Annotated in this window: 23 protein-coding genes and 1 tRNA gene; 13 read left to right on the forward strand and 11 right to left on the reverse strand. The window is 65.3% G+C overall.

Going from position 1 to position 24,974, the window contains the following annotated elements:
* Positions 1-19 precede the first annotated feature (19 nt).
* Positions 20-95: transfer RNA gene (locus LPA36_RS18090), tRNA-Asn, on the forward strand.
* Positions 96-198: 103 nt separating this feature from the next.
* Here LPA36_RS18090 and LPA36_RS18095 read toward each other — a convergent pair.
* Genes LPA36_RS18095 through LPA36_RS18105 form a run of 3 tightly spaced genes read right to left on the reverse strand, consistent with a single transcriptional unit; the run spans position 199 to position 2,913 of the window.
* On the reverse strand, positions 199-795 hold the full coding sequence (locus LPA36_RS18095; RefSeq protein WP_228879487.1) for a LutC/YkgG family protein: 597 nt from the start codon (positions 793-795) through the stop codon (positions 199-201).
* Positions 782-2,173 (reverse strand): lactate utilization protein B, encoded by a 1,392-nt coding sequence (locus LPA36_RS18100; protein WP_228879490.1) that lies wholly within the window; start codon positions 2,171-2,173, stop codon positions 782-784. Before LPA36_RS18100 ends, LPA36_RS18095 begins: the two co-directional genes overlap by 14 nt.
* Positions 2,170-2,913, reverse strand: coding sequence for a (Fe-S)-binding protein (locus LPA36_RS18105; RefSeq protein WP_228879493.1), 744 nt, complete (start codon positions 2,911-2,913; stop codon positions 2,170-2,172). Before LPA36_RS18105 ends, LPA36_RS18100 begins: the two co-directional genes overlap by 4 nt.
* A 178-nt stretch (positions 2,914-3,091) precedes the next feature.
* Here LPA36_RS18105 and LPA36_RS18110 point away from each other — a divergent pair, with 178 nt between their 5' ends.
* The 5 genes from LPA36_RS18110 (at position 3,092) to LPA36_RS18130 (ending at position 6,667) form a co-directional block, all read left to right on the forward strand.
* Positions 3,092-3,580: a CreA family protein gene (locus tag LPA36_RS18110; RefSeq protein ID WP_407674300.1), complete on the forward strand. Its 489-nt coding sequence runs from the start codon at positions 3,092-3,094 to the stop codon at positions 3,578-3,580.
* Between the two features lie 60 nt (positions 3,581-3,640).
* A complete protein-coding gene (locus LPA36_RS18115; RefSeq protein ID WP_228879497.1) occupies positions 3,641-4,480 on the forward strand; it encodes an AraC family transcriptional regulator in 840 nt (279 codons plus the stop codon).
* Positions 4,481-4,666: 186 nt separating this feature from the next.
* The gene (locus tag LPA36_RS18120; protein WP_228879743.1) at positions 4,667-5,344 is read left to right on the forward strand and encodes an AzlC family ABC transporter permease; all 678 of its coding nucleotides are present in this window, start codon (positions 4,667-4,669) and stop codon (positions 5,342-5,344) included.
* Positions 5,341-5,664 carry an AzlD domain-containing protein gene (locus LPA36_RS18125; protein WP_228879499.1) on the forward strand — a complete coding sequence of 108 codons (324 nt, stop codon included), beginning with the start codon at positions 5,341-5,343 and terminating at the stop codon, positions 5,662-5,664. The genes LPA36_RS18120 and LPA36_RS18125 overlap by 4 nt, the downstream gene beginning before the upstream one ends.
* A gap of 244 nt (positions 5,665-5,908) precedes the next feature.
* Positions 5,909-6,667 carry a DUF4088 family protein gene (locus LPA36_RS18130; RefSeq protein WP_228879503.1) on the forward strand — a complete coding sequence of 253 codons (759 nt, stop codon included), beginning with the start codon at positions 5,909-5,911 and terminating at the stop codon, positions 6,665-6,667.
* A gap of 81 nt (positions 6,668-6,748) precedes the next feature.
* Here LPA36_RS18130 and LPA36_RS18135 read toward each other — a convergent pair whose 3' ends face one another.
* The 3 genes from LPA36_RS18135 to LPA36_RS18145 form a co-directional block, all read right to left on the reverse strand.
* Entirely contained in the window at positions 6,749-8,914 is a 2,166-nt protein-coding gene (locus tag LPA36_RS18135) for an ATP-dependent helicase (RefSeq protein WP_228879505.1), read from the reverse strand.
* A gap of 241 nt (positions 8,915-9,155) precedes the next feature.
* Positions 9,156-9,428, reverse strand: coding sequence for a hypothetical protein (locus LPA36_RS18140; protein ID WP_228879507.1), 273 nt, complete (start codon positions 9,426-9,428; stop codon positions 9,156-9,158).
* Positions 9,429-9,542: 114 nt separating this feature from the next.
* Entirely contained in the window at positions 9,543-10,013 is a 471-nt protein-coding gene (locus LPA36_RS18145; RefSeq protein WP_228879510.1) for a hypothetical protein, read from the reverse strand.
* Between the two features lie 295 nt (positions 10,014-10,308).
* On the opposite strand from LPA36_RS18145, the gene LPA36_RS18150 reads away from it, so the two are divergent.
* The 5 genes from LPA36_RS18150 to fumC all read left to right on the forward strand — a co-directional run bounded on the left by LPA36_RS18150 (position 10,309) and on the right by fumC (position 16,603).
* Positions 10,309-10,527: an RNA-binding S4 domain-containing protein gene (locus tag LPA36_RS18150; protein ID WP_012400207.1), complete on the forward strand. Its 219-nt coding sequence runs from the start codon at positions 10,309-10,311 to the stop codon at positions 10,525-10,527.
* A gap of 117 nt (positions 10,528-10,644) precedes the next feature.
* Entirely contained in the window at positions 10,645-12,081 is a 1,437-nt protein-coding gene (locus LPA36_RS18155) for an MATE family efflux transporter (protein ID WP_228879512.1), read from the forward strand.
* A 113-nt stretch (positions 12,082-12,194) separates the two neighbouring features.
* Entirely contained in the window at positions 12,195-13,166 is a 972-nt protein-coding gene (gene panS, locus LPA36_RS18160) for a ketopantoate/pantoate/pantothenate transporter PanS (protein WP_228879515.1), read from the forward strand.
* Between the two features lie 363 nt (positions 13,167-13,529).
* Complete coding sequence (locus LPA36_RS18165; protein ID WP_228879745.1) at positions 13,530-15,146, forward strand: phospholipase D family protein; 1,617 nt, start codon at positions 13,530-13,532, stop codon at positions 15,144-15,146.
* A gap of 56 nt (positions 15,147-15,202) precedes the next feature.
* Positions 15,203-16,603 carry a class II fumarate hydratase gene (gene fumC / locus LPA36_RS18170; protein WP_228879518.1) on the forward strand — a complete coding sequence of 467 codons (1,401 nt, stop codon included), beginning with the start codon at positions 15,203-15,205 and terminating at the stop codon, positions 16,601-16,603.
* A gap of 153 nt (positions 16,604-16,756) precedes the next feature.
* Here fumC and LPA36_RS18175 read toward each other — a convergent pair whose 3' ends face one another.
* From LPA36_RS18175 to LPA36_RS18190, 4 genes are all read right to left on the reverse strand, one after another.
* Positions 16,757-17,275 (reverse strand): acyl-CoA thioesterase, encoded by a 519-nt coding sequence (locus tag LPA36_RS18175; RefSeq protein ID WP_228879520.1) that lies wholly within the window; start codon positions 17,273-17,275, stop codon positions 16,757-16,759.
* 141 nt (positions 17,276-17,416) lie between these two features.
* Positions 17,417-18,610 (reverse strand): GlxA family transcriptional regulator, encoded by a 1,194-nt coding sequence (locus LPA36_RS18180; RefSeq protein WP_228879523.1) that lies wholly within the window; start codon positions 18,608-18,610, stop codon positions 17,417-17,419.
* A 52-nt stretch (positions 18,611-18,662) separates the two neighbouring features.
* Entirely contained in the window at positions 18,663-19,916 is a 1,254-nt protein-coding gene (locus tag LPA36_RS18185; protein ID WP_228879527.1) for an MFS transporter, read from the reverse strand.
* 131 nt (positions 19,917-20,047) lie between these two features.
* Positions 20,048-20,197, reverse strand: coding sequence for a hypothetical protein (locus LPA36_RS18190; protein WP_228879530.1), 150 nt, complete (start codon positions 20,195-20,197; stop codon positions 20,048-20,050).
* A 174-nt stretch (positions 20,198-20,371) separates the two neighbouring features.
* Here LPA36_RS18190 and LPA36_RS18195 point away from each other — a divergent pair, with 174 nt between their 5' ends.
* Positions 20,372-21,091 (forward strand): ArsR/SmtB family transcription factor, encoded by a 720-nt coding sequence (locus LPA36_RS18195; RefSeq protein ID WP_228879533.1) that lies wholly within the window; start codon positions 20,372-20,374, stop codon positions 21,089-21,091.
* 157 nt (positions 21,092-21,248) lie between these two features.
* The gene (locus tag LPA36_RS18200; RefSeq protein WP_228879535.1) at positions 21,249-23,828 is read left to right on the forward strand and encodes a DUF6600 domain-containing protein; all 2,580 of its coding nucleotides are present in this window, start codon (positions 21,249-21,251) and stop codon (positions 23,826-23,828) included.
* A gap of 163 nt (positions 23,829-23,991) precedes the next feature.
* On the opposite strand, the gene LPA36_RS18205 is transcribed toward LPA36_RS18200, so the two are convergent.
* Positions 23,992-24,963, reverse strand: coding sequence for a thymidylate synthase (locus LPA36_RS18205; RefSeq protein WP_228879538.1), 972 nt, complete (start codon positions 24,961-24,963; stop codon positions 23,992-23,994).
* Positions 24,964-24,974 lie beyond the last annotated feature (11 nt).

Genomic DNA, 24,974 nt, shown 5'->3' on the forward strand with positions numbered 1-24,974 from the left:
CAACAGGTTGTACTGCTGTTCCCCGATAGCTCAGTCGGTAGAGCGCCGGACTGTTAATCCGTAGGTCCCTGGTTCGAGCCCAGGTCGGGGAGCCAAAATTCGAAGGCCCGCATTCTTGCGGGCCTTTTTGTTTTGGCACTCTCCGTTTGCGCTTCGGACTTTTCGCGCGCGCCGGTCTTGCCGGGCGCGGCGGAACATTCAATCCGACGCACCCCCGCCAAGCCACACCACCGTCAGCGACCGCACACCCTGCGCGCCGCGGATCAGCACGCCTTCGATATCCGCCGTCGCCGACGGGCCGGTCACGAGCACCGCGTACCGTGCGTCGCGAAAATCCGGCTGACGGTAGACGTCCTGAAGGCCGTCGACGATCCGTGCCGGGTCGAGCAGCACGACGAGATGCTGCGCGAGATAACCCAGCGCATTCACCACGTACTCTTTCTCGCTGAACCAGACCGAGCCCGTTTCCGCGACGCCAAACCGGGCGCGCACAACGCCCACGTCGACGTCCTGCAGCGAAGCCGGCGGCGTGTCCGCGTCCATCGCACGCGTGCCCTGCACTTCGGGCGTTGCGCTGCAGATCACCGCGTCCGTGCCGAAACGCCCGGCGAGCAGCGCGCGTACGTCCGCAGCCGTTGCCGCTTCTACACAGGTTCCGCCCATCAGGGCGAGCGCCGCTGTGAAACGCTCGCGCAAGTCGCCGCCGGGCGACGTGAAGAGCGGTACGTCGGGTCGCGGCCGGCCGGCCGGCTGCGCCGCGCGCACCCTCGCGAGGAAATCGTCACGCGTTGCCATCACGGCCTCCGCGATTCTTCTTGTACCACTCGTGGAAAGTCATGTTTGGCGCGTCCGGCAGTTCACGTTGGCGGCCCCAGATATTGAGCGGGTTATACAGGACGAAATTCGGAAGGCGTCTCAGCGCGCCGCCCAGCGATGCGATCGTCGCACGGTAGAGCGTCGGGCTCGCAAGCAGCCGCCCCGCCATCTTCAGCACTTCCTTCTTCACGAACGGCACTTCGTGGCGCACCGCAATCACTTCGCGCCACTTGTAGATCTGCTCGTGGATATTGATCTTCACCGGGCACACGTTCGTGCAGCTGCCGTTTAACGTCGATGCAAACGGCAGCGCGCTATAGCGTTTGAGGTCGAACGTCGGGTTGATGATTGCGCCGATCGGCCCGGAATACGTGCCGCCATACGAGAGCCCGCCGCTGCGCCGGTACACCGGGCACGTATTCATGCAGGCGCCGCAGCGGATGCACTTGAGCGAGTACCAGAAGTCCTCCATCGCCAGCCGTTCGATACGGCCGTGGTCCACGAGGATGAAGTGCATCTCCGTACCCGGACGCGGCGCGCGAAAGTGCGACGTGTACTGCGTGATGGGCGAGCCCAGCGCGCTGCGCGAGAGCATTCGCACGAATATGCCCAGATCGGAAATCCGGGGAATGATCTTCTCGATGCCGATCGAGGCGATATGCAGTGGCGGCACGCTGGCCGAGAGATCCGCGTTGCCTTCGTTCGTGCAGACGACGACCGTGCCCGTCTCCGCGATCGCGAAGTTGCAGCCGGTCATGCCTGCCGTCTTTTCGCGCACGAAGTACGGGCGCGTGTTCATCCGCTGGCTTTCGGCGAGGTAGTGGATGTCGCTGTTCTTCGGATCGGTGCCGATCGTGCGGCCGAACAGTTCCGCGACGTCGCCGCGCAGCTTGTGGACCGCCGGCACGACCATGTGGCTCGGGTCCTGGTGATCGAGTTGCTGGATGCGCTCGCCGAGATCGGTTTCCATCACCGTGATACCGCGCGGCTCCAGATAGTCGCGCATCGCGCATTCGTCGGTGAGCATCGACTTGCTCTTGACGAGCGCCGTCATGCCGCGCTCCGACATGATCCGGTAGACGATCTCGTTGTGTTCCTCCGCGTTCGCCGCCCAGTGAACGACGACGCCATTGGCCGCCGCCGCATCCGCGAACTGTTCGAGATACTCCGACAGATGCGACAGCGCGTGTTCCTTGATGCCGGACGCCAGTTCGCGCATCGTCTCCCATTCGGCGATGCCGTGCGCCTGCACATCGCGCTTCTGACGCAGATCCCACAGTCGTTTGTCGTGAAACGCGACGTGATCCGATTTCGCGATGAACCCGGCCGCCGCCTTCGCATGGTCGATGCGTTTCATTCGCGTGCTCCGTTCAGCACCTGCGCGATATGGATGAAGCGGGCGTCCGCCTTCATCCGCTCGGCGCACCCTTGTTGATGCATCAGGCACGACATGTCGCCCGACACGATGTACTGCGCGCCCGCGCCCAGATGATCGCGGACCTTGTCCTGCCCCATGCGCACCGAGACGGCTTCTTCGGTCACCGAGAACGTGCCGCCAAAGCCGCAGCATTCGTCGGGCCGCGCGGGGCTGACGAACTCGATGCCCCTCACGCCCTCCAGCAATGTGCGCGGCTTCGAGCCGGGCGCGCCGGCAAGCTCCGAAACCGATCCTTCACGCAGATGCCGCAACGCGCTGCAACTGTTGTGCAGCCCGACGCGGTGCGGAAACTCCGCCCACGGAAACTCCCGCGCGCCGACCACATCGTGCAGAAACTCGACGAGTTCATACGCGCTGGCCCGGACTTTCGTGACTTCGTCGGTTTGCCCGATCGCGGTGAAATGTTCGCGCACGTGGTGAATACAGCTCGCCGACGGTCCGACGATGTAGTCGTAGCCCGCAAAGTTGCGAGCAAACACGCGCTCGGCGCCGGCGGCGTCGACCTGCGCGCCGCTGTTGCCCATCGGCTGGCCGCAGCAGGTCTGGTCCTGCGGATAGTCGACGTCGATGCCGAAACGCTCGAGCAGCTCGAGCGTCGCAATGCCGACTTCCGGATAGAACGCGTCGATGAAACAGGGGATGAACAGCGCGACTTTCATGGGCAAACCAGACAGGTTATGGGGGTGTTGTCGTGCGAGAGCCACCGGAATTCCGGTGCCTGTCGTCATTGGTAAAGTTGGTCTGACCATGAAATATAAAAGGGACGTAAAGCGCTGTCAAACCTCGTCCGCGCGCGCGGCCGCCGGTATACGATGACGGTTTTCTGATGGAATTGCGATGACACATACTTTGCTGCGATCGTTGTTCATGGCCGTTCCGGCAGCGCTTCTCGCGAGCGTCGCGCCGCTCGCGCACAGCGAGGAAGTCGGCAGCGTCAACACAAACTTCCATCTGACGGGTTCCGATCGTGTGGTCGTCGAGGCGTATGACGATCCGGACGTGGCCGGCATTACCTGCTACGTGTCGCGGGCGCGCACGGGCGGCATCAAGGGCACGCTTGGCATCGCCGAAGACCCGACGGAAGCCTCGATCGCCTGCCGGCAGGTCGGCGCGATCCACTTCAACGGGCCAGTCAGGCAACAATCGGACGTGTTTTCCGAGCGTATGTCGTTGATCTTCAAGACGCTGCACGTGGTGCGGGTCGTCGATCCGAAGCGCAACACCCTTGTTTATCTGACGTACAGCGACCGCGTCGCGACCGGCAGCGCGAAAAACAGCGTCACGGCCGTGCCGATGCCGGCGGGCACGGCGATTCCGGTGAAATAACAAGTCGACCCATCAGGTGCGCGCTCGCGCTAGACTGACGGGTCCAGCTGGACTTTACTCATGACTTCCACCGGTTCCTCCACCCGCTTTCGCGATTGTCCCCGTTACTGGCGCACGCCGCTCATTCCCGGCGCGGAGATGCTCACGGCCGAGTATTACGACCACGAGTTCACGCCGCACTGGCACGACGCGTACGCGATTCCAGTCATCGAGGCGGGCGCGGAGACCTATCGTTATCGCGGCTCGACCCATATTGCGGAGGCGGGCAGCGTGCCGGTCATCAATCCGGGCGAGTTGCACACGGGCTCCCGGGCGGTCGACGCGGGCTGGCGCTACCGCGTGATGTATACGCCCGTCGACTTCCTCCAGAAAATCGCCGACGACCTCGCCGGCAAGCCGCAACCGCTGCCGTGGTTCGATCCGGGCGTGATCCGCGATCGCGATCTCGCATACCGTCTGCGGCACGCGCATCAACTGATGGAAGCCGGCAGCGACCTGCTCGCCGCCGAAACCGCCATGATCGACGCATTGTCGACGCTGCTTGCCCGCTACGGCAGCACGCGGCCCGAAACGCAAAGGATCGCGGCAAACGATCCGCGCGTCGCCGTCATGCAGGCGCAACTGGGTGCCGACCTCGCGGAGCCGGTGCAACTGTCGGATCTGGCGAACGCCGTCGGGCTGTCGCCGTTTCACGCCGCGCGGCTCTTCGCGCAGGCCACCGGCATGCCGCCGCACGCGTGGCGCAACCAGATCCGGCTGCAGCGCGCGCTGGGGCCGCTGCGCGCGGGTGCTTCGGTGGCGGATGTCGCCGCCGCCAGCGGCTTTACCGACCAGAGCCATTTCACCCGCCATTTCCGGCGCATGTTCGGTGTGCCGCCGGGGCGTTGGCAAGCGGCGTGAAGGGGCGCCTCGCGCGGCTTTCCGCCTGACTCACGCGCTTGAACCGCCTGCCCGCACTGCCCGTAGCAAGAACGTACAAGCCCGTTCGGCCCGAGACGACTACGCTCCGTGTTCAAAGGAGAAGTCAGATTGAGCCAGTCCAGTCGTTTCAGTGAATTCGTCGCGGGAGCACGCGACACCATCCCGATGATGGTCGGCGCCGCGCCGTTCGGCGTCATTTTTGGCACGCTCGTCACGTCGGGCCCGCTGCATGTGTGGCACGGCCAGCTGATGTCGCTTGCCGTGTTCGCCGGGTCGGCGCAGTTCATCGCGGTCGGGCTCATGGCGGGCAACGCGAGTTTCATCGTGCTCTGGGCGACGACGTTCGTCGTGAACCTGCGCCATGTGCTCTACAGCGCGACGCTTGCGCCGTACGTCGCGCATCTGCCGCTGCGCTGGCGCGTCGTGCTCGGCGGCCTGCTCACCGACGAAGTGTTCGCCGTCGCATGGACACACTACCGGCGTCACGCGCCCGGCGAGGTCGGCCCCTGGCATTTTCTCGGCTCGGGTGTCTCGATGTACGTCAACTGGCAGATCTGGACCCTGGCGGGTCTGCTGTTCGGCGCGGCATTCCCTGGCCTCCAGTCCCTCGGACTCGATTTCGCGATGGTCGCGACCTTCATCGCGATCGTCGTGCCGCAGCTCATCGCGTTTCGCTACGTCGCGGCAGCCGCGACCGCGGGTGCGCTCGCGTTTTTCTGGCAGGGCTGGCCGTACAAGCTCGGTCTGCTCGGCGCCGTGATCGCGGGCGTCGCGATCGGCGTGGCGCTGTCGCGGCCGGAAATGCAACGTGCACGCCGACGCACCGCGGAGGCATCGCAATGAACTATGTCCTGATCATCCTCGGCATGGCGCTGATCACGTGGCTTATCCGCACGACGGTTTTCATCGTTGGCGACCGGCTGGTGTTTTCGCCGCTTGTGCGTACTGCGCTTGGGTTCGTGCCGGTCACTGTGCTGACCGCCATCATCGTGCCGATGGCCGTGTCCCCGCATGGCAGCGGCGCGGAACTGACGTGGCGCAATCCGCAACTGGTCGGCGCGCTGGCCGCCGTCCTCGTGAGCGCGCTCACGCGCCGCCCCCTCCTGACGATCGCCGTCGGGCTGGCCGTGTTCTTCCTGTGGCAAGGCGTCGTGCTGAAGTAGCGGCGCCCATGCTTTCATCCCGGGGAACGGCCGCTCCGCCTTGTCTCGCTGCCGTCCTCGATAAATCCCGCTCAAGTTTCGGCGACGTCCGCCGATAAACAGTCGAGGTCCCCTTGTCGGGCCGGCGCGATCGCCGCCACAAATCGGGGACCAGCCACGCAATGCGTCGGGCGGGCTGCTCACGGGCAGCCGCCGGCGACGCCAGAACGACGCAACGCGGGACGACCAATCGGGACAGGAAGATATGGGTCACATCACCCTTTCGCTGAAAGACGAAACCGTTGCGTCATTGCGCAAGGATTTCGACGCGTTTTTGCGCGTATCGCTGAAGCTCGATCCGCAGTTCGCGACGCCTTCGTTCGAGGATTTTCTGCGCGCCAAGCTGCTGGACAACATGGTCCCGCTGACGGAGCATGCGGTGCAGCGCATGTTGCAGGGCGGCCAGTATGCATGGGCCAAGCGCGCGCTCGACAAGGAATTCCCCGATGTCGTCGCGATCCTGATGCGTCAGGCGAACGAATTCGGCTTCGGCTTCGCTTCGCGCTCCGAATGGACGCCCGAAGAGCTCGCCAAGCAGTGTCGCGACTGGTCGACGGCGATCGTCAACGAGGCACAGGGCGATCCATCACTGATCGACCCGCTCGCCGCGCAGATCAAGTCGGCGGCACAGGACATCCAGGCGCTCGAGGAGCAGATGCAGACGCCCGCATGGCGGCTTGCGGAATCGCTGCGCCAGCGCGTGTACGAAGCGAAGATCGGCTGCGAAACAAGCGTCGGCAGCATGGCGCGCGAAAAGCTGGGCGAACTGCGCGGGCTGCTTCGGCTCGGCATTTCGCATGGCTCGTTCCAGAAGCAGGAAGCGCAGCAGATCATGGAATACCTGCGCCTCCTGAAGCCGGAGATCTTCGTCGAAGAGCCGTACGACATGTTCACGCGGCTCGCCGCGTGGCTGCGCAATTTCTTCACGCCGCCGCCGCGCCCCCAGCAACGTCAGTCGCGCTGAGCGTGACGACGCGCGGGGTCAGCCGCCCATAAGCCGCCGCAGGTGCGTGTCTGTCACGCGCCCGCGGTGGTGAGCGCACGCTCAATCCCACATCCTTCTCAGCTTCGCCGCGATCTCGATCTTCGCGTGGGCCGCTGCCGCCAGCCCGGCCGCCGTCGGCGCGGTGGGCACCGGCACGTACGGCCACGCGTGCGCGTCGAAAAGCGGCAGCAGATGCGCCGGAATGAAGCGCGTGCGCTGCGCCCACACATGACGGTCGCCTGGCTGCGTCTGGTTGTGCACGTAAAAACGCTGCGGCACGACGATATGCAGGTCTTCCTTTGCGCGTGTCATCGCGACATAGAGCAGGCGGCGCTCTTCGTCGAGCTCGGCCTCGTTGCCGGTCGCGAGATCCGATGGGATGCAGCCGTCGACGCCATTCAGCACGAACACGTTGCGCCACTCCTGCCCTTTCGCCGAATGGATCGTCGAGAGAATCAGATAATCCTCGTCGATCAGCGGGACGCCGGATTCGTCGCTGGTGGCGTCCGGAGGATCGAGCGTCAGTTCCGTCAGAAAACGCTCGCGTGACGCGTACGTGCCCGCGATGCTTTCCATCTGCAGCAGGTCGCCATGACGGATCGACGCGTCCTCGTGATTGCGCTCCAGATGCGGTTCGTACCAGCGGCGGATCAGTTCGAACTCCGCGGGCCACGCCGACTGCCGCCCGCACACCCGCGACATCAGCTCGACGAACGGTTGCCAGTCTTCCGCCGCGCGGGCCGGCGGCGTGAACGATGCGAGCGCGCCCGCGGTGTGCTGCACGCCGGGATGCAGTCCCGCCGTGACGGCCTCCGCGTCAGCCGTCGTGGCCACGCCCGCATGCCCGGCGACCTGGTCGAGCACGCGCGCCGCCGTTGCCGGCCCGATGCCCGGCATCAGCTGGACGACGCGAAAACCCGCTACGCGGTCGCGCGGATTTTCCGCCCAGCGCAACACGGCGAGGACGTCTTTCACATGGACCGAATCCAGAAATTTGAGCCCGCCGAATTTGACGAACGGAATGTTGCGGCGGGTGAGTTCGATCTCGAGCGTCGCACTGTGATGCGACGCTCGAAACAGGATGGCCTGCGATTTCAGCTTCATGCCGTACTCGCGTGCTTCCAGCACTTTCTCGACCACGTAACGCGCCTGATCGACTTCATCGGCGACCGTGACAAGGCGCGGACGTTGCGCCGACGCGCGATCGGTCCACAGGTTCTTTGTGAAGCGCTCGGCCGCGAGATCGATGACCGCGTTCGACGCGGCAAGAATCGGCTGCGTCGAGCGATAGTTGCGCTCGAGCGTCACCTGCTTTGCCGGCGGATTGAAGTGCGCCGGGAAATCGAGGATGTTGCGCACCGTCGCGCCGCGAAACGAATAGATGGACTGTGCGTCGTCACCGACAACCGTCAGGCCGCGCCCGTCCGGCTTGATGCCGAGCAGGATCGACGCCTGCAGGCGGTTGGTGTCCTGGTATTCGTCGACGAGCACATGATCGAAGCGCGCCGACAGGTCGGCCGCGATCGACGGCTCCGCCGCCATGTGCGACCAGTAGAGCAGCAGGTCGTCGTAATCGAGCACGCTTTGCGTCTGCTTGGCTGCGACGTACGCGGCAAAGAGCGCGCGCAGGTCGGCTTCCCACTCGCGACACCACGCAAACGCGGTGTCGAGTACGTCGGCAAGCGTTGCGCCTGTATTCACGACGCGCGAATAGATGGAAAAGCAGGTGTTCTTCGACGGGAAGCGCTTTTCTTTCGCCGACAATCCGAGTTCGTGGCGGATGAGGTTCATCAGATCGGCTGAGTCTTCGCGATCGTTGATCGTGAAGGTGGGCGACAGACCGATGAGGTCCGCGTATTCGCGCAGCAGGCGGGCGCCGACGCCGTGAAACGTGCCCGACCACGTGAGGCCCTGCACGAGCGCTGCCCGCGCGCCGAGCGCGGCGCCCGCGATTCGCGTGACGCGCCGGGTCATTTCCTGTGCGGCGCGCCGCGAGAACGTGAGCAGCAGGATACGGCGCGGATCGGCACCCTTCACCACCAGATGCGCGACACGATGCGCCAGCGTGTTCGTCTTGCCCGAGCCCGCGCCGGCAATCACGAGCAGCGCACCGGGCGGCTGCCCGGAATCGTCCGCGCCGAACTCGACGGCCTCCCGTTGCGCCTCGTTGAGTTTCTCGAGATACGCGGGGGCATCGGAGGGCGGGGAATCGGCGACAGGGAGCACAGTGGTCAGCTACGTAGGGTGGAAGGGGCGACGCATACTGTATATCCGTACAACCCGCGCCGACAAGCACCCTTTTTCCGCGTTCCGGTTACGGCGCAGCGGCCGTCGCGCGACCGCTGAGTTTCAGGTCACGCGCAAATGAATACGGCCCGGGCGCACGACGCGCCCAGGGCCGTTCTCCGCGATACGCCCTTGCCCGTACTGAACCGGAGCGGATCGCGGGACGCGAGAGGCGTCGTGGCTAGTCCTGCTTTTTTGCGTCCTTCACGCGGGCATCGGCGGCTGCCTTGTCGGCATCGGACTGCGCGTCCGTCTTCTTTTTGTCGGCCTTGGCTTGAGCGACGGCGGCCTTCTTGTCGGCCTTCGACTGTTCCTTCGCCGCCTTGTTGTCGGCGTGCGTGACAGGCTCCGAAACCGGATCATGCGACGGCGCGGTCTGCGCGAAAGCGGCCACCGACATGCCGGCCGACAGGCAACCCGCGACCAGCGCCGCGGCGAATGTGCTTGTTTTCATGCGATAACTCCTGTTCTGCCGCCTGCCTCGTCTGTTTCATGCGGACGAAGCAGGCGTAGCGGCTGAACCCAGCCCCGGGAAACCGGCGCGGGCAGAGATGCGATTACCTGCGCGTTACTGATGCGTATCGACGCCGGGGGCCGCGCCCTGGCCCTGTGCACTTTGCATCTGCGCGTTCAGTTCGTTGTTCGCGGCGGCCTTGTCAGCCTGCTTGTTGATCTTCGCGTTGCGTACGTCCTGCTTGTACTGCGCCTTGGCATCCTTCTGTTCCTGCTTCATCTGCGCCTTCGAGGCCTTCTTCGACGCACGATATTCGGCGTTCGCCTGAGCGTCGGCGTTGCGCTTCTGGACGAGCGGATCGGCCGAACCCGGCGCGACGAGTCGTTGCTGCTCCGGTGCAACAGGCGTCACACCCTGCGCGGCGGGTGCAGGCGGCGCCATGTCTGCGCCAGGCGCGGCCGGCATCTGCATCTGGGCCTGGGTTGCCGCGCCCGGGGCCGGCTGGGCGGCGGTCTGCGCGAATGCAGCGCTCGAAGCAAGGGCCGTCAGGGCGGTACCGATCAGAAGCGAGCGAATCTGGGTCATGGCTTTCCTCTCTCAAGTTGTCTGGCCGGGCGTCGAGTCTGGCGTGCCGCATTCGATGCGCGCCGCGCCCGGCCTGTGAGCCTTGCCACGAAATGCAGCAGGCTTTTCTACAGACTGGGCGCTTGCGAGTGAAGTTCTGCAGGAATGCCACGTGTTACTCAACGTTTCATTTCCTGACAACTCGATAACATCTGCTTGCACATGGGGGCGAAGCAGGCACGCGGAGTGCGTCCGTGACACTTCTGGCTTATGATTCGAGCCCTTTCCTTCTGTCGTCTTCCGACCGGCGCGCGCCATGCCCAACCTCGATTTCACGCTGACCGGCGACTACGTCGAACTGCATAACCTGCTCAAGATCACGGGGCTCGCCGACAGCGGCGGCTCGGCGAAAGTGATCGTCGCTTCCGGCGCCGTCACGGTCGACGGCCAGGTAGAAACGCGCAAGACCTGCAAGATCCGCGCGGGCCAGGTGGTGTTGCTGGGCGACACGCGAATCGCCGTGCATGAAGGCTAGCGAAAGAAATCGCACCAAAAATGTGCCTTCCAATCGACAGCGGGACCGCTTCCCAATAAGCTGTCTCTTTTAGAAGAAAACGGCGCGGACACCCGATCCGCGCGCCGTTCCTCGTTCATGACCCAACCCGGTTTTTCCCGCGCGGCCGCGGCGCAACCGTCGCTGTCGCGGCATGCCGCCGATACCGCCCGCCTCGCCGCCCCACTCGCCATCGCACAGCTATCGCAGATGGCGATGGGCGTGACCGATACCGTGCTGCTCGGCTCGCTCGGCCCCGATGCGCTCGCCGCCGGCGGCCTGGGCGCGAACCTGTTCTTCGTCGTCGTGACGCTGCTGCAGGGCGTGCTGACGTCCGTCAGCGTGAGCGTCGCGCATGCGCGCGGCGCGCAGGCGGAAGACCGGGTGCCGCACATCTACTGGACGGGGCTCATGCTCTCGATCCTGCTGGCGGTTCCGGCGTTCGCGCTGCTGTCGTTCGCGAGACCGATCCTGCTCGCGTTCGGCGAGCCCAGGCTGCTCGCGCACAATGTCGGCGAATACTGTGCGATGCTGCGCTGGGGCACGCCCGCGAGCCTGATCGGCATTGGCCTGATGCGCTCATTCCTGCCCGCGATCGGTGCCGCGAAGCGCCTGCTCTGGGTGTCGATTGGCGGCGTGGGCGTCAATGCCTTCCTCAACTACGGCCTGATTCACGGTGCGTACGGCCTGCCGAAGCTCGGCTTTCTCGGCTCGGGTGCGGCGACGACCATCACGGTGTGGCTGACGGCGCTTGTCCTGATGGCGCTGCTGCATCTACGGCCGCGATATCGCCATTTCGTCACGGCGACGCGCCCGGAAATGCCGCTCATGGGCGAACTGTTCGGCATCGGCTGGCCCGTTGCGATCACTTACGGCGTCGAGTCGACGCTTTTTCTTGCGACCGGCCTGATGGTCGGCCTGCTCGGCGAATCGCAGCTCGCCGCCCACCAGATTGCGCTCAACGTGGCGTCGGTGGCGTTCATGGTGCCGCTTGCGATCGGCCAGGCAGCGAACGTGCGCGTCGGTTTCTGGTCTGGCGCCGGACAGCCGCTTGCCGCCCGGCACGCCGGTTTCGTCGCGATCGCGCTCGGCGTCGGCTTCATGATGCTGTCGGGCGTCGTGCTCATCGTGGCACCCCACGCCATCGTTGGCCTGTACCTGCATCTCGATGATCCGGGGAATGCTTCGACAGTATCGCTTGCCGCGTCCCTACTTGGCGTCGCGGCGATTTTCCAGATCGTCGACGGCATGCAGACGGTCGGCTCCGGTTGCCTGCGCGGCCTGAAAGACACCCGCGTGCCGATGATCGCCGCTGCGTTCGGGTACTGGGGCATCGGCTTTCCAACCGGCTACACGCTGGCCTTCCACTTCGGTCTTGGTGCGCGCGGCCTGTGGTGGGGTCTCGCCGCGGGGCTTGCCAGCGTCGCGCTCCTGATGACGCTGCGCTTTCACCGCCTGAGCCTGCGTCGCGTACCCGCTATCCCGGCCGGCCAGCCTGGCGCCGATAAAGCCACCGGCCCAGGACTTACCCGGTAAACGCTGAAAACATGGCGCGCAACCCTGTCTGACTGAAAGCTGACCGGTAAAATAAGTATCCGCTACATTGCGGCGCTGTATTTACCGTCACTCCAGGCAAACAGGATCTCTTCATGCTCGCCCGCGTTACCCGTCTTTTCCCCCTGTGGGCCGTGCTCGTCTCGTTCGCGGCATATTTTTCGCCGACGTCCGTCACGCCCATCGCCCCGCACGTCACCACGCTGCTCACGATCATCATGCTCGCCATGGGCGTCACGCTCTCTGTGGCCGATTTTCAGCGTGTGTTCACGCGGCCGGCGCCCGTCGTTGCCGGCATCGTGCTGCACTACCTCGTCATGCCGCTCGCCGCGTGGGTCATCGCCAAAGCGTTGCGCATGCCGCCCGACCTCACGGCGGGCATGGTGCTCGTCGGCAGCGTGGCAAGCGGCACGGCGTCGAATGTGATGATCTATCTGGCGCGCGGCGACGTCGCGCTGTCCGTCACGATCAGCGCGCTGTCGACGCTCGTCGGCGTGTTCGCGACCCCGCTGCTCACGCGTCTCTATGTCGACGCCTCGATCGCCGTGGATGTGCACGGCATGCTGATGAGCATCCTGCAGATCGTCGCGCTGCCAATCGTCATCGGCCTGATCGTGAACCACCTGTTCGGACGGATCGTGCGCAGGATCGAACCGGTGCTGCCGCTGGTTTCGATGGTCGCCATTCTGCTGATCATCGCGGCTGTCGTAGGGGGCACGCAGAAGAGCATCGCGTCAGTCGGCCTCGTGGTGATGCTCGGCGTCGTGCTGCATAACGGCATTGGTCTGCTCGGCGGCTACTGGGGCGGCCGTCTGCTCGGCTTCGACGAGGCTGTGTGCCGCACGCTCGCGGTCGAAGTCGGCATGCAGAACTCCGGCCTTGCGGCCACGCTCGGCAAGCTGTATTTCACGCCGATTGCCGCTCTCCCGGGTGCCCTGTTCTCGGTGTGGCACAACCTGTCGGGTTCGCTGCTCGCGGGCTACTGGGCAGGCCGCCCCGCGAAGGGTTCGACGCATCCCGACGGCGCCGCCCCGCGCGCGCCCGGGCGCAGCCAGCGCGCGTCGTAACCAGCGATTCGCGGTCGTCGATCCGATGACCGCGCACACGGCGGCGGCTTCTCAAGCTGCTCGCCGTGTTTTTGCCGCAAGCCTTGCTTTCCCCTACCTTTTCCACTCTCTCCGCCCGTGACGCGTCCGTCACAGCATCACCGCCGCATCCCCCAACCACTTGCGCATTTTGAAGCCGCCCGCTGGCGCAAACAATCTGCCGAATGGCCGAGTCCGCCCCCTGCCCGATTCCCCTTAGAATGCCTTTCAAGCTGAGGCGGTGGGGCGCGGTACAGCACTTGCTGCGCGGTGGCAGCCGGTTCAAAGGGAGAAGCGAAAGTGCCGGGATACAACAGCAACAAGAACAACATTCGGGTTCAGGAAATGCATGCTGCGTGCGTGGTCTGGCTGCGCCTCGCGTTCGCGTGCGCATTCCTGGCGTTCGTCGGTGGTTGCGCGACGCGCCCCCCCGCCACCGACCTTCACCGCGACATCACGCATGCTTTGCCAGCGTCGGAGCCGACCGCGCTCGGCGCGGCGCTTGCGCCACTGGAGCGCACACATCCAGGCGAATCCGGCTTCCGCGTGCTCGCGAACGGTGCCGACGCGCTGCAGATGCGCATCGCGCTCGCCCGCGCCGCGACGAAGACGCTCGACATGCAGTACTACATTGCGAATGAAGACACGACCGGCAAGCTGCTGCTTGGCGCCGCGCTCTACGCGGCCGACAAGGGCGTGCGGGTGCGCATGCTGGTGGATGACCTGAACTTCAAGGACATCGATCGCGTGATGGCGGCGCTCAATTCGCACGACAACATCGAAATCCGCGTCTTCAACCCGTTCGGCGCCGCGCAGCAAAGCTTTTACGAACGCACGAGCAACGTAGTGACCCAGCTCGGCCATTTCACGCGGCGTATGCACAACAAGGCCATGATTGCGGACAATCAGATCGCGATTGTCGGCGGCCGCAATCTCGGCGACGAGTACTTCAGCGCCAGTGAAACGCTGCAGTTCCGCGACATCGACGTGCTCGCCGCAGGCCCCATCACGAACGACGTTTCGGCAAGCTTCGATGAGTACTGGAACAGCAGCGCCTCGTACCCGCTACGCGCGCTCAACAAGCAGAAATTCGATGCCGCCGATCTCGACGCGATGCGCAACGAACTGCGACAGCACTGGCGCACCAACGCTGACCCGTACAACGCGAAGCCGCTCAACGCGACCCCGCTCGCCTCGCAGATCCAGAAGAACGAACTCGGGCTTACGTGGGCCGAAGCTGAGTTCAAGGCGGACACGCCCGACAAGATCACACATCCTTCGCCCGACTACAAAAGCCCGCCGCTGGAGCGGGTCATCGAGCTCGTCAATTCGGCGCAGAAAGAAGTGCTGATCACATCGCCCTATTTCGTGCCGCACGACGCCGGAGTCGACGCGCTCGGCGCGCTTACGGCCCGCGGCGTGCGCGTTGCCGTGCTGACGAACTCGCTCGCAGCCACCGATGCAGTCGCCGTGCAAGCCGGGTACAGTCCATATCGTGAGCCGTTGCTCGCGCGTGGTGTAGCGCTTTACGAATACATGCCGCAGCAGGGAGAAGGCGGTGCGCGGGTCGACTTCGTCGGCTCGACCTCCCGCTCGAGCCTGCATGCCAAGACGTTCGTGATAGACCGGCAGACGCTTGTGATCGGTTCGATGAATCTGGATCCGCGCTCCGCGAACCTCAATACGGAACTGGTGCTCGTGATTCACAGCCCTCCGCTCGCGGATCAGCTTGCAAGAATCTTCGATCATGCGACGGCGCCGGCGGTCAGCTGGCGCGTGGCGCTTGTCACACCCGACCAGCGCGCACGGCTGAAGGCAACAAGTGCACCGCCGGGCGACCTTGTCTGGACCGGAGAAGTCAACGGGCAGCTGCGCACCTGGAATCTCGATCCGGATGCAGGCTTTTACAGGAATCTGATGACGGGAATTTTCATGCTGCTGCCAGTCGACAGCGAACTTTGACGTGCGGGGCCGCGACACGCGGCGCGCCACAACACTTCCTCAAGTGGAGTTGAACCATGACTGAAGATGTACGGATGGAGCGCGATACGTTCGGCGAAATTGCCGTGCCGAATGCAAAACTCTGGGGAGCCCAGACGCAGCGCTCATTGCAGAACTTCAAGATCTCGACGGAAAAGCAGTCGCCCGAACTGATCACGGCGCTCGCCATCATCAAGCGCGCGGCTGCGGAAGTGAATCAGGGCCTCGGCGTACTCGACGAAAAGAAAGCCCGCGCAATCATTGCCGCGGCCGATGAGATCATCGATGGCAAGCACCCCGACGAATTTCCGCTTGCCGTATGGCAGACCGGCTCCGGTACGCAAAGCAACATGAACCTCAATGAGGTGATTGCGAACCGGGCAAGCGAACTGCTCGGCGGCGAGCGCGGCGAAGCACGCAAGGTGCATCCGAACGACGACGTGAACCGCGGGCAGTCCTCAAACGACGTGTTCCCGACGGCCATGCACATCGCGGCGGCTGTCGGCATCGTCAAACATCTGCTGCCCGCGCTGAAGACACTGCGCACCACCCTCGATTCGAAGGCCAAAGCGTTCGCCGGCATCGTGAAGATTGGCCGCACGCACCTGCAGGACGCGACGCCGCTCACGCTCGGCCAGGAGTTTTCCGGCTACGTCGCGCAACTCGATCAGTGCGCGAAACATCTCGAATCGGCACTCCCGCATCTGTACGAACTCGCGCAGGGCGGCACGGCCGTCGGCACCGGACTCAACGCGCATCCGCAGTTCGCCGACAAGGTCGCCGCCGCGATCGGCAAGCTGACCGGCGTCCCGTTCGTATCGGCGCCGAACAAGTTCGAAGTGATGGCTGCGGCCGACGCGCTCGTCTTCGCACACGGCGCGCTGAAAACGGTCGCGGCAAGCCTGATGAAGATCGCGAACGACGTCCGCTGGCTGGCGAGTGGGCCGCGCTGCGGCCTTGGCGAACTGTCGATTCCCGAGAACGAGCCGGGCAGCTCGATCATGCCGGGCAAGGTCAACCCGACGCAGTCCGAAGCACTCACGATGCTGTGCTGTCAGGTGTTCGGCAACGACGCCGCCGTCAACTTCGGTGGCGCGAGCGGGAATTTCGAGTTGAATGTGTTCCGTCCGATGATCGCGCACAACGTGCTGCAATCGATCCGGCTTCTCGCCGACGGCGCACTGAGTTTCAACGACAACTGCGCGGTCGGCATCGAGCCGAACCACGACCGTATCGAGACGCTCCTGAACGAATCGCTGATGCTCGTCACCGCGCTCAATCCGCATATCGGCTACGACAAGGCCGCGCAGATCGCGAAAAAGGCGCACAAGGAAGGCACGACGCTCAAGGCCGCGGCACTCGCGCTCGGTCACGTGACAGACCAGCAGTTCGACGAGTGGGTCAAGCCGGCCGATATGGTCGGCACGAGCAAGACCTGATATCGGGTTGGGACCTGGTTCGCCCCGGGTCCCGATACGAAAAACGCCGCGCCGGCGTGACCCGGCGCAGCGTTTTTAGCGGGCAGCGGCATGGGGCGAGTCGAGGCCACGCGCATATCCCGGCGCGCGTGCAAGACCCGTCTCACCGCCAGATCAAACCTCGCCTTTCACCACTTCTTCAGGCTTCAGTTCGACGATGGCATCGAGCGCTTCCTTGACGTCCATTGCGTACTTCGCGAGGCGCTTCTGCTCTTCGGTTTCCGGCTCGAACGAGGGCACGCCAACCGGGTGCCCGTTCTCGTTAACGGCGACCATCACGACGAGGCAATCGGTCGTTTGCAGCAGTTCGCCGCCCTTCGGGTCGCCGGCCTGTACCGACACGTGAATGTGCATGCTGGTCCGGCCCGTCGCGACGACGCGGGCGCGCAGTTCGACCAGGTTGCCGACCAGGATCGGACGGCGGAAACGGATGTTGCCGACGCTTACCGTCACGCAGTAGCGGCTCGACCAGACCGCCGCGCAGGCGTAGGCGGTTTCGTCGATCCACTTCATCAGCGCGCCGCCGTGAACCTTGCCGCCGAAGTTCACCGAGGTTGGCTCGGCGAGAAAGCGGAAAGTGGTTTCGGAACGGTCCATCGGGGCCGCAGGGCTGTGGGTCTTGACTCTACTCATCCTGGACTCCGTTCGGGGATTGAGATTATCGAAAGGAGCCGATTATACGAGTGCCAGAAACAGCGCGGTACGTGATCCGCGAACGTCAGCTTCGCGGGATGGCAGTTGCGTCATTCGCGACGTCGCGCGGGTCGCGGACCGTCATGCAGCCGATGCAAACCGCTCGCGATACTCGAGCGGCAGTACGCCGAACCTGCGCATGAACGCGCGCCTCAGGTTCTGCTCGCTGCCAAAGCCGCAGTCGAGCGCGATCCGCTTGAGCGGCGAGCGCGAAGCGGCCAGCGAGCGCGCCGCGGCTTCAAGACGCATCGACGAAACGGTTTTCGCGGGTGTGCGCCCCACTTCCTCGACGTAGCGTCGCGCGAACGTGCGCGGGCTCATGCGGGCCTCGCCTGCCAGCCGCTCGACCGAAAGATCGTCACGCAGATTGACGGCCATCCAGCTGTGCAGGGCGTCGAACGGGCCGCCCGCCGATGCCTGAGCGGCCAGCGCCGCGCTGAACTGCGACTGACCGCCGGGCCGCTTCATGAACACCACCAGCCGCCGCGCAGCCTGCATCGCGATCGCGTGACCCACATCTTCCTCGATCAGCGCCAGCGCGAGATCGATCCCCGCGGTCACCCCGGCTGAAGTCCAGATGGCGTGGGGCTGCCGCGAGTCGGGCGTTTCGCCGTCGTGGGCCGCGGTGCCTGCGCCCTGCCCGCCGCGCCCATCGCACCCGTTGCGCGCGTCGGTCGCTGCACGATGCGTGGATGCATCGCCCGCCTCACGCAAATCCCGCGCGTCGCGGATGAAAATCGGGTCCGCGTCCACCTTCACCTTCGGAAAATGCCGCGCGAGCAGTTCGGCATCGCGCCAGTGCGTCGTCGCGCGGCGTCCGTCGAGAAGGCCCGCCGCGGCCAGATAAAACGCGCCGGTGCACACCGAGCACACGCGTCGTACAGCGGGCGCACGACGCGCGATCCACGCGACGAGCTCGGGCTGCAACGCGATCCGTTCGTCGATGGGCACGCCGGGCACGATCAGCGTATCGATGGGTTCGTCCTCCAGCGTATCCAGCCGTTGCGTGACGACCGGCAGACCCGGAAACGTCTGCAGCACACCGCCTTCGATCGAAGCCACCGTCACGCGATATGCAACCGGCGCCCGCGCCTGCATTCCGGTTGCGCTCGAAACGGCCGCCTGTCGCACAGCGTCAGGCCGCGTCTCGGCGAGCGTCAGCTCGGCTCGCCAGAACGCTTCCAGCGGACCGCAGGCGTCGAGCAGCACGAGATCGGGCGCCACCGCGATCACAACGTGGCGAACGGGTAAGGCGGGTGTGACAGAGGCATTCATGTGAACGGGTGGCATCAAGTCGAAACAGAAAACAGGAAACGGGAAAGAGGAACTACGAAGCCGCCGCCGCGACAACCCGGGAGCGCGACCACGCAAAGGCGAGCGTCGCGAGCGCGGCGACGCCGAGCAACGGCAGGATCGCCACATTGATCACGGCCCACCCGAAGTGCGCGAGCAGTTGTCCCGCGAACAGCGATCCGAGCGCGGAACACGCGAACGTTGTGAATTCGCTCGTCGCCTGGGTCTTCGCGCGTTCGGACGGCCGGTACGACTGCGCAAGCAGCGTCGAGCCGCCCACGAACATAAAGTTCCAGCCGACCCCAAGGCACGCGAGCGCCGCATAGAAGTGCGGCAGGTCGGTCGAATGAAGCGCGATCACGCCGCATAGCGCCGACAGCACGGTGCCCGCGCCAATCACGCGCAGCACGCCGAAGCGTCCGATCAGCCGCGCTGAAAAAAACGACGGCGCGAACATGCCGACAAGGTGCCACTGGATAATCTGTGCGCCGTCGCCGATCGTGTGTCCGCAGGCGACCGCCGCGATCGGCGTCGCTGTCATCACGAACATCATCACGGCGTAGCCGAGCGCGTTGTTCGCGAGCGCGGCGAGGAAAACCGGCTGCCGGACAATGCGTCCGAGGGGTCGCGCCGGCGCCGCTTCGGCGGTGGCGCTCACGTGAGTCGGGACGTGATCCCGGTAGAACAGCGCGAGCAGTACGATCGAAAGCAGCCCGAACGCAGTCACGAGCGCGTACGAACCCGCGAACGCAACGGGCGCAAGCCAGTCGCGGCTCCATGCGGCGAGCGCCGGCCCAGCCACCGCAGCCACGACACCGCCCGTCAGCACTGTCGAGATGGCGCGGCCTTTTGCTTCGATGCCGACGGCGTCGGCGGCGGCGAGGCGGTAGTACTGCGCGAATGCCTGGAATACGCCGACCGTCGCTGTGCCGACGCAAAACGCCCAGAAGCTGTGATGAAAAATCGCGTACACGGAGATCGCACCGCCCACTGCTCCGACGCCCGCGCCCATCGCGAAGCCCGCGCGTCGCCCGATACGGGCCATCAGGAACGACGCGAAAATCGTGGTGACTGCCGCCGCGACCGTAATCAGCGAAAACGGCAGCGTGGCGAGCGCCTTGTCGTCGGCGAGCGTGTAGCCGACAAGCCCCGTCAACGTCAGATCGATGGAAACCGACGACGTATAGAACGCCTGGCACAGCGCCAGCACGCATGCGCCGCGCCGGCCACTGGCGTCGGAAGGTTGTGGATCAGGGAGCGTGGACGAAGAAGCGGCGACGTCGGGCATGGGCGTTCCTCACGCGATAAAAGTGACGAAAGATCCTGATCGTCACATGCCCACCGATGGCAGGAATGCCAATGATGCATCAATTCCCGCCAGGCCAGTCGTTTTCACCAGCCGTGGGATGTCGCGGGCGGTTACTTATGAAAGGTGACGCCCTCGTCGATGGTGCCGTACATCGTGATGCCGCTCGAACCCGACTGCGAGGAACCCCCGCCGCCCTGGGCACAGCCGCTGGCGCACAGCACCGCAAGTACGGCTGCGGCAATGGCAAAACAGCGTTTCATGTCAGACCTGCTGTCCGGCGAAAGGAGACTCTGATTTTAGCCTGGCAGGGGTCGAGCATTCCGCAGCACATCTGCATTCGACGTTTCGCCTCACCCTGAAACATGGAATGCCGGGGCCGCGCTAAAGTCATGGCATCGCGAGCCGTTCCGGCCGCTACCCTTGGGGAAACGTCCATGTCCAATCCGCTTCTCGACGAGCGCGACCAGAGTCATTTTCCCGGTTTGAGCCGGCTCGGCGCGCTGCTGGCCGACCCGGGACGCGCCGCGATGCTGTGGGCGCTGATGGACGGCAGCGCCCGGCCGGCCGGCGAGCTGACGCTGATCGCAGGTCTCTCTCCGTCCGCCGCCAGCGCCCACCTTGCGCGACTCACCGACGGCGGCCTCCTCGCGCTCGAAGTACGCGGCCGGCATCGCTATTTCAGGATCGCTTCGCGGGAAATAGCCGCGACGATCGAAGCACTGGCGAACGTGGCGCAGGCCACCGCGCCGCAACGTCCCGTGTTGCGCCCGGCACGCACGGTGCCGGTGGATATGCGTTACGCGCGCACCTGCTACGACCACATGGCCGGCGAGCTGGCGGTGCGCATCTTCGAGCGGATGGTCGGCGATGGCCTCCTCACGCAGAACGGCGACACGCTCGACGCGACGCCCGCCGGTAAAGCCCGCTTCGCGGGCTGGGGCGTCGACGTCGGCGGACAGCAGGCGCGACGGCGCCGCTTCGCGTGCACGTGTCTCGACTGGAGCGAGCGCAGGGCGCATCTGGGCGGCGCGCTCGGCGCGGCGCTCCTCGAAGCATGGAAGACGCATGGCTGGGTCGAACGCACGGACCGTCCGCGTATCCTGCGGATCACGCCCGCCGGCCGGCGCCATTTCGACCAGTTCCTTGCTCAGTGAGGCGACGGCCGGGTTTTTCCGCGGCGCGCCATTCCCGACAACTTTTGTTACAGGCAACCCGGGCAGGCTTACAAATGAGCGCGCCTTGATACAGGGACGGCAGGTAGAGTGACTTCACAGGATGCGGCCATACGGCAGCATCCGATGGAGAGAACATATGAAAAACTGCACGCCACGCCTGCTTAGGTTCCGTCGTCTTACGGGTTACGCCCTTCTTGTTGCAGCGCCATTTTCCCTGGCCGCCCAGACCGCGTTCGCGCAAGCCGGACCGCCGGACTCACCGCCCGACGCACAGGCCCCGCAGACGGCTGGCCAGAACGTCGATCCGCCGGGACGCGTCGCGCGCCTGAACTACACCGCGGGCGCGGTGACCACGCAGTCCGCTGGCGCGACCGACTGGTCGTACGCGCAGATCAACCGGCCGCTCACCACCGGCGACCAGCTCTGGAACGACAAAGGCGCACGCTCGGAACTGCACATGGGCTCGACGGCAGTTCGCCTCGGCGAATCGACGAGCCTCGACGTCCTCAATCTCGACGACAGCAATACACAACTGAAGGTCGCGCAAGGGACGCTGTCGACGCGCGTGCGTTCGATGCCCGCAGGCTCGACGTATGAGATCGACACGCCGAACCTCGCGCTCGGCGTGGGCGCCGCGGGCGACTACCGCGTCGACGTCGCGTCGGACGGCAGCAGCACGACCGTCACCGTGCGCAGCGGCGCGGCGACTGTCTATGGCGACGGCGCGCAGGTGCCCGTGCAGGCCGGCCAGCAGGTGACGTTCACCGGCACGAACCTGCAACAGGCCGCCGGCAACGGCGCACCGCAGCCTGACGCATTCGATCAGTGGGCATTGAGCCGCGACGCCGCAGAAGACCGCTCGGTATCGGCGCGCTACGTATCGCGCGACATCCCCGGTTATCAGGACCTCGATGCGAACGGCACGTGGCGCAGCAATCCGCAGTACGGCGAAGTATGGGTGCCGAACGCGGTACCGGCAGGCTGGGCGCCGTATCACGACGGCCACTGGATCTGGCAGGCGCCTTGGGGCTGGACATGGGTCGACGATGCGCCGTGGGGCTTCGCGCCATATCACTATGGCCGCTGGGCTTACGTCGACAACAGTTGGGCATGGGCACCGGGGCCCATGGTCGAAAGTGAACCGCCCGTGTATGCGCCGGCGCTCGTCGCGTTCGTGGGCGGCGGCGACAGCCATTTCAACTGGGGCGTGAATCTGGCGATTGGCGGCGCGGTGGCGGCCGCAGGCGTCGCGTGGTTCCCGCTCGGTCCGGGCGAGGCGTGGCATCCGCGCGGCGGCGGCTGGAGCCCGCACTATTACGACCGCGTGAACCGGACCGTCGTCGTGAACAACTACAACCGGCAGGTGAACGTAACGAACATCAACGTCCACAACACGTACGTCAACTATCGCGCGCCCGGCGGCGTAACGGCCGTCCCGGCGACGGCGTTTGTGCACGGGCAGCCGGTGGGACGTTTTGCGCAGAAAGTCGATCCGCGTCAATGGCGAAACGCGCAGATCAATCCGGGCGCGCCGGGCATCGCGCCGGTTCGTGAGAGCTTCAACCCAGGCACCCGTAACGCCAGCAACAGGCCGCCTTCGAATGTGACGGGCCGCCCGGTGATCGCGACCCGCAGTCCGGTCGTGCCGGCGGCCTATCACGACAACCTCGCGCAACGTTTTGCACAGAGCGGCGGCCGGGTGCCGAACGCGGGAAATCCGGTCGTGCGCACTTCGGTGCCGGCGCATCTGGGCAACTGGACGGGGCCGGCCGGAACGGGTGGTTCGCCGTCGCCGCAGAACGTGCGCGTGGTGCAGGCGCATGGTCCGGGCGCGGCGCCGGGTCGTGAAGGTCAGCTCACGCAGCGTCCGGGTGCGCCTCTTCAGCGTCCAGGTGAAGCGACACAGCCGCCGGTCGCCGCGCAGCAACGTCCAGGTCAGCCCGCCCAGATGGCCAATGGGCGTCCTGAACCAGCGAATGGCGTGCCGCGTCCGCCGCAGGTCTGGGGCAATGTCCCGAACGGCGGGCAACCGCGTCCCGAACAGGGGGCGGCGCCAGGTCAGACACGCCAGCAGCCCGCGTGGACGCAGCCGCACACGCCGATGGCGCAGCAAGCCCAGCCGGGGCAACGTCCGCCGCAACCGGGCGCTCCGGTGCAGAGCCGTCCGGTGCAGGCTGAGCACGGCACACCGCAGGTGAATCCGGCCGTCGCGCAGCAACCGCGCCCGGAATTCCATCCGCAGACGCCGGCGCAACCGCAGTCGCAACAACCGGCCCAGACGCGGCAGGCGCAGCAGGCGCAAGAAGTGCCACTTCGGCAGCCCACGCCTGCGCAGGCGGCGCAGCCGCCCCGCGCGCCGGAGATGCATGCGCAACAACCGCAACAACAACCCCGGCCGCAGGAAGTCCGCCCGCAACCGCAGCAACCCCCGCGTGAGGTGTCCCATCCGCAGCCACAACCCCAGCCGCAGGCCCAGCAACCGAGACCGCAGCCGCCGCAGCAGCAGGCCCAGCAACCCCGGCTGGAACCGCGTCCGCAACCCCAGCCGCGTGCGGAATTTCATCCGCAGCAGGCGCAACAGCAGCCGCGCCCGCAGCCGGCGCCTCAGCCTCAACCGCATCCGCAACCGCCGCAGCAGGTTCAGCAGCCACATCCGCAACAGCACCCGGATCAGCACGCCACGGGCGGCGGACATGACGAACATCACCGCGGCTGAAACGTTTTTCGCGAACGCCGCCACGATGAAAAAAACCCGCATCGAGTCATGAACTGCACCCCAGATCGTTGGACGGGTGTCCAACTTTTGGGGTGCAGTTCAATCATTGATGCGGGTTTTTTTCGTCACGCGCAAACTCGCGCAACCGGAAGCGAAACAAAAACTACACGGCCATCGGCGCCGTCAACGGCTCGTGATGACGGTAGCCGACGAGCGAAAAGTCCGAAGGCTCGATCTTCTCCAGCCACTCCGGTTCGTAGACACCGGTTTCGGCATACGCCGGCACGCGGTCTGAGATTGCGAACGAAGGGCTTTCGAACGGCTCGCGCCCGAGTTGCTGTTGCAGCATGTCGAGCTGGTTTTCGTAGATATGCGCGTCGCCGATGAAATACGTGAACCAGCGCGGCGTGTAGCCCGTCAGTCGCCCGACGAGATGCAGCAGCGCGGCGCCCTCGGTCAGATTGAACGGCGTGCCCAGCCCCACGTCATTGCTGCGGATGTAGAGACATAGCGAAATTTCGCGCTTCGCCGCGTTCGGCAGAAACTGGTACAGCAGGTGACAGGCGGGCAGCGCGATCTCGTCGAGCACCGCCGGGTTCCAAGCGTGAAACAGGATCCGCCGGTCCGACGGGTTGCGCATGATCGTGTCGAGACACTGGCGCAACTGGTCGACTGCCTTGTACAGCAGCACTTTCTCGCTGCCCTCTTCATTGAACGACGTAATGATGCTGAAGCCGCGCGACGTCGCGTCCGCGATCTGCGCGGTGGCGCCAGCGTCCAGCACCTTGTAGGCCGGCCATTTGCGCCACTGCACGCCGTACACATCGCCGAGGTCGTCCGGGCCCTCGCGATACGGATTGGCGAGCCATTGCGGATTATCGTTGGCGTTCGCATCCCAGACCTTGCAACCGAGCGCGCGGAACTCCGCCGCGCTGCGCGACGCGCGCAGAAAGCCCACCAGTTCGCCGACGGCGGACTTGAACGCCAGTTTCTTCGTGGTGACAGCAGGGAAACCCTGCTGCAGATCGAAGCGCATCATCGCGCCGGGCATGCTGATCGTGCGGATGCCCGTGCGGTTTTCCTGCCACGTACCGGTATCGAGGATCTGTCGGACGAGGTCGAGGTATTGTTTCATTCGGGTTCCTT

Source organism: Paraburkholderia saeva, from assembly GCF_907164555.1.
GTDB lineage: Bacteria > Pseudomonadota > Gammaproteobacteria > Burkholderiales > Burkholderiaceae > Paraburkholderia > Paraburkholderia saeva.

What these genes read in the sequence shown, in the direction of transcription:
- LPA36_RS18120 (WP_228879743.1), top strand. Translation starts at nt 4,667, where the DNA reads ATGATGGTCGGCGCCGCGCCGTTCGGCGTCATTTTTGGCACGCTCGTC.
- LPA36_RS18105 (WP_228879493.1), bottom strand. Translation starts at nt 2,913, where the DNA reads ATGAAAGTCGCGCTGTTCATCCCCTGTTTCATCGACGCGTTCTATCCG.
- LPA36_RS18110 (WP_407674300.1), top strand. Translation starts at nt 3,092, where the DNA reads ATGACACATACTTTGCTGCGATCGTTGTTCATGGCCGTTCCGGCAGCG.
- LPA36_RS18145 (WP_228879510.1), bottom strand. Translation starts at nt 10,013, where the DNA reads ATGACCCAGATTCGCTCGCTTCTGATCGGTACCGCCCTGACGGCCCTT.
- LPA36_RS18130 (WP_228879503.1), top strand. Translation starts at nt 5,909, where the DNA reads ATGGGTCACATCACCCTTTCGCTGAAAGACGAAACCGTTGCGTCATTG.
- panS (WP_228879515.1), top strand. Translation starts at nt 12,195, where the DNA reads ATGCTCGCCCGCGTTACCCGTCTTTTCCCCCTGTGGGCCGTGCTCGTC.
- LPA36_RS18195 (WP_228879533.1), top strand. Translation starts at nt 20,372, where the DNA reads ATGTCCAATCCGCTTCTCGACGAGCGCGACCAGAGTCATTTTCCCGGT.
- LPA36_RS18185 (WP_228879527.1), bottom strand. Translation starts at nt 19,916, where the DNA reads ATGCCCGACGTCGCCGCTTCTTCGTCCACGCTCCCTGATCCACAACCT.
- LPA36_RS18100 (WP_228879490.1), bottom strand. Translation starts at nt 2,173, where the DNA reads ATGAAACGCATCGACCATGCGAAGGCGGCGGCCGGGTTCATCGCGAAA.
- LPA36_RS18150 (WP_012400207.1), top strand. Translation starts at nt 10,309, where the DNA reads ATGCCCAACCTCGATTTCACGCTGACCGGCGACTACGTCGAACTGCAT.
- LPA36_RS18095 (WP_228879487.1), bottom strand. Translation starts at nt 795, where the DNA reads ATGGCAACGCGTGACGATTTCCTCGCGAGGGTGCGCGCGGCGCAGCCG.
- LPA36_RS18155 (WP_228879512.1), top strand. Translation starts at nt 10,645, where the DNA reads ATGACCCAACCCGGTTTTTCCCGCGCGGCCGCGGCGCAACCGTCGCTG.
- LPA36_RS18125 (WP_228879499.1), top strand. Translation starts at nt 5,341, where the DNA reads ATGAACTATGTCCTGATCATCCTCGGCATGGCGCTGATCACGTGGCTT.
- LPA36_RS18180 (WP_228879523.1), bottom strand. Translation starts at nt 18,610, where the DNA reads ATGAATGCCTCTGTCACACCCGCCTTACCCGTTCGCCACGTTGTGATC.
- fumC (WP_228879518.1), top strand. Translation starts at nt 15,203, where the DNA reads ATGACTGAAGATGTACGGATGGAGCGCGATACGTTCGGCGAAATTGCC.
- LPA36_RS18115 (WP_228879497.1), top strand. Translation starts at nt 3,641, where the DNA reads ATGACTTCCACCGGTTCCTCCACCCGCTTTCGCGATTGTCCCCGTTAC.
- LPA36_RS18190 (WP_228879530.1), bottom strand. Translation starts at nt 20,197, where the DNA reads ATGAAACGCTGTTTTGCCATTGCCGCAGCCGTACTTGCGGTGCTGTGC.
- LPA36_RS18175 (WP_228879520.1), bottom strand. Translation starts at nt 17,275, where the DNA reads ATGAGTAGAGTCAAGACCCACAGCCCTGCGGCCCCGATGGACCGTTCC.
- LPA36_RS18140 (WP_228879507.1), bottom strand. Translation starts at nt 9,428, where the DNA reads ATGAAAACAAGCACATTCGCCGCGGCGCTGGTCGCGGGTTGCCTGTCG.
- LPA36_RS18205 (WP_228879538.1), bottom strand. Translation starts at nt 24,963, where the DNA reads ATGAAACAATACCTCGACCTCGTCCGACAGATCCTCGATACCGGTACG.
- LPA36_RS18200 (WP_228879535.1), top strand. Translation starts at nt 21,249, where the DNA reads ATGAAAAACTGCACGCCACGCCTGCTTAGGTTCCGTCGTCTTACGGGT.
- LPA36_RS18165 (WP_228879745.1), top strand. Translation starts at nt 13,530, where the DNA reads ATGCATGCTGCGTGCGTGGTCTGGCTGCGCCTCGCGTTCGCGTGCGCA.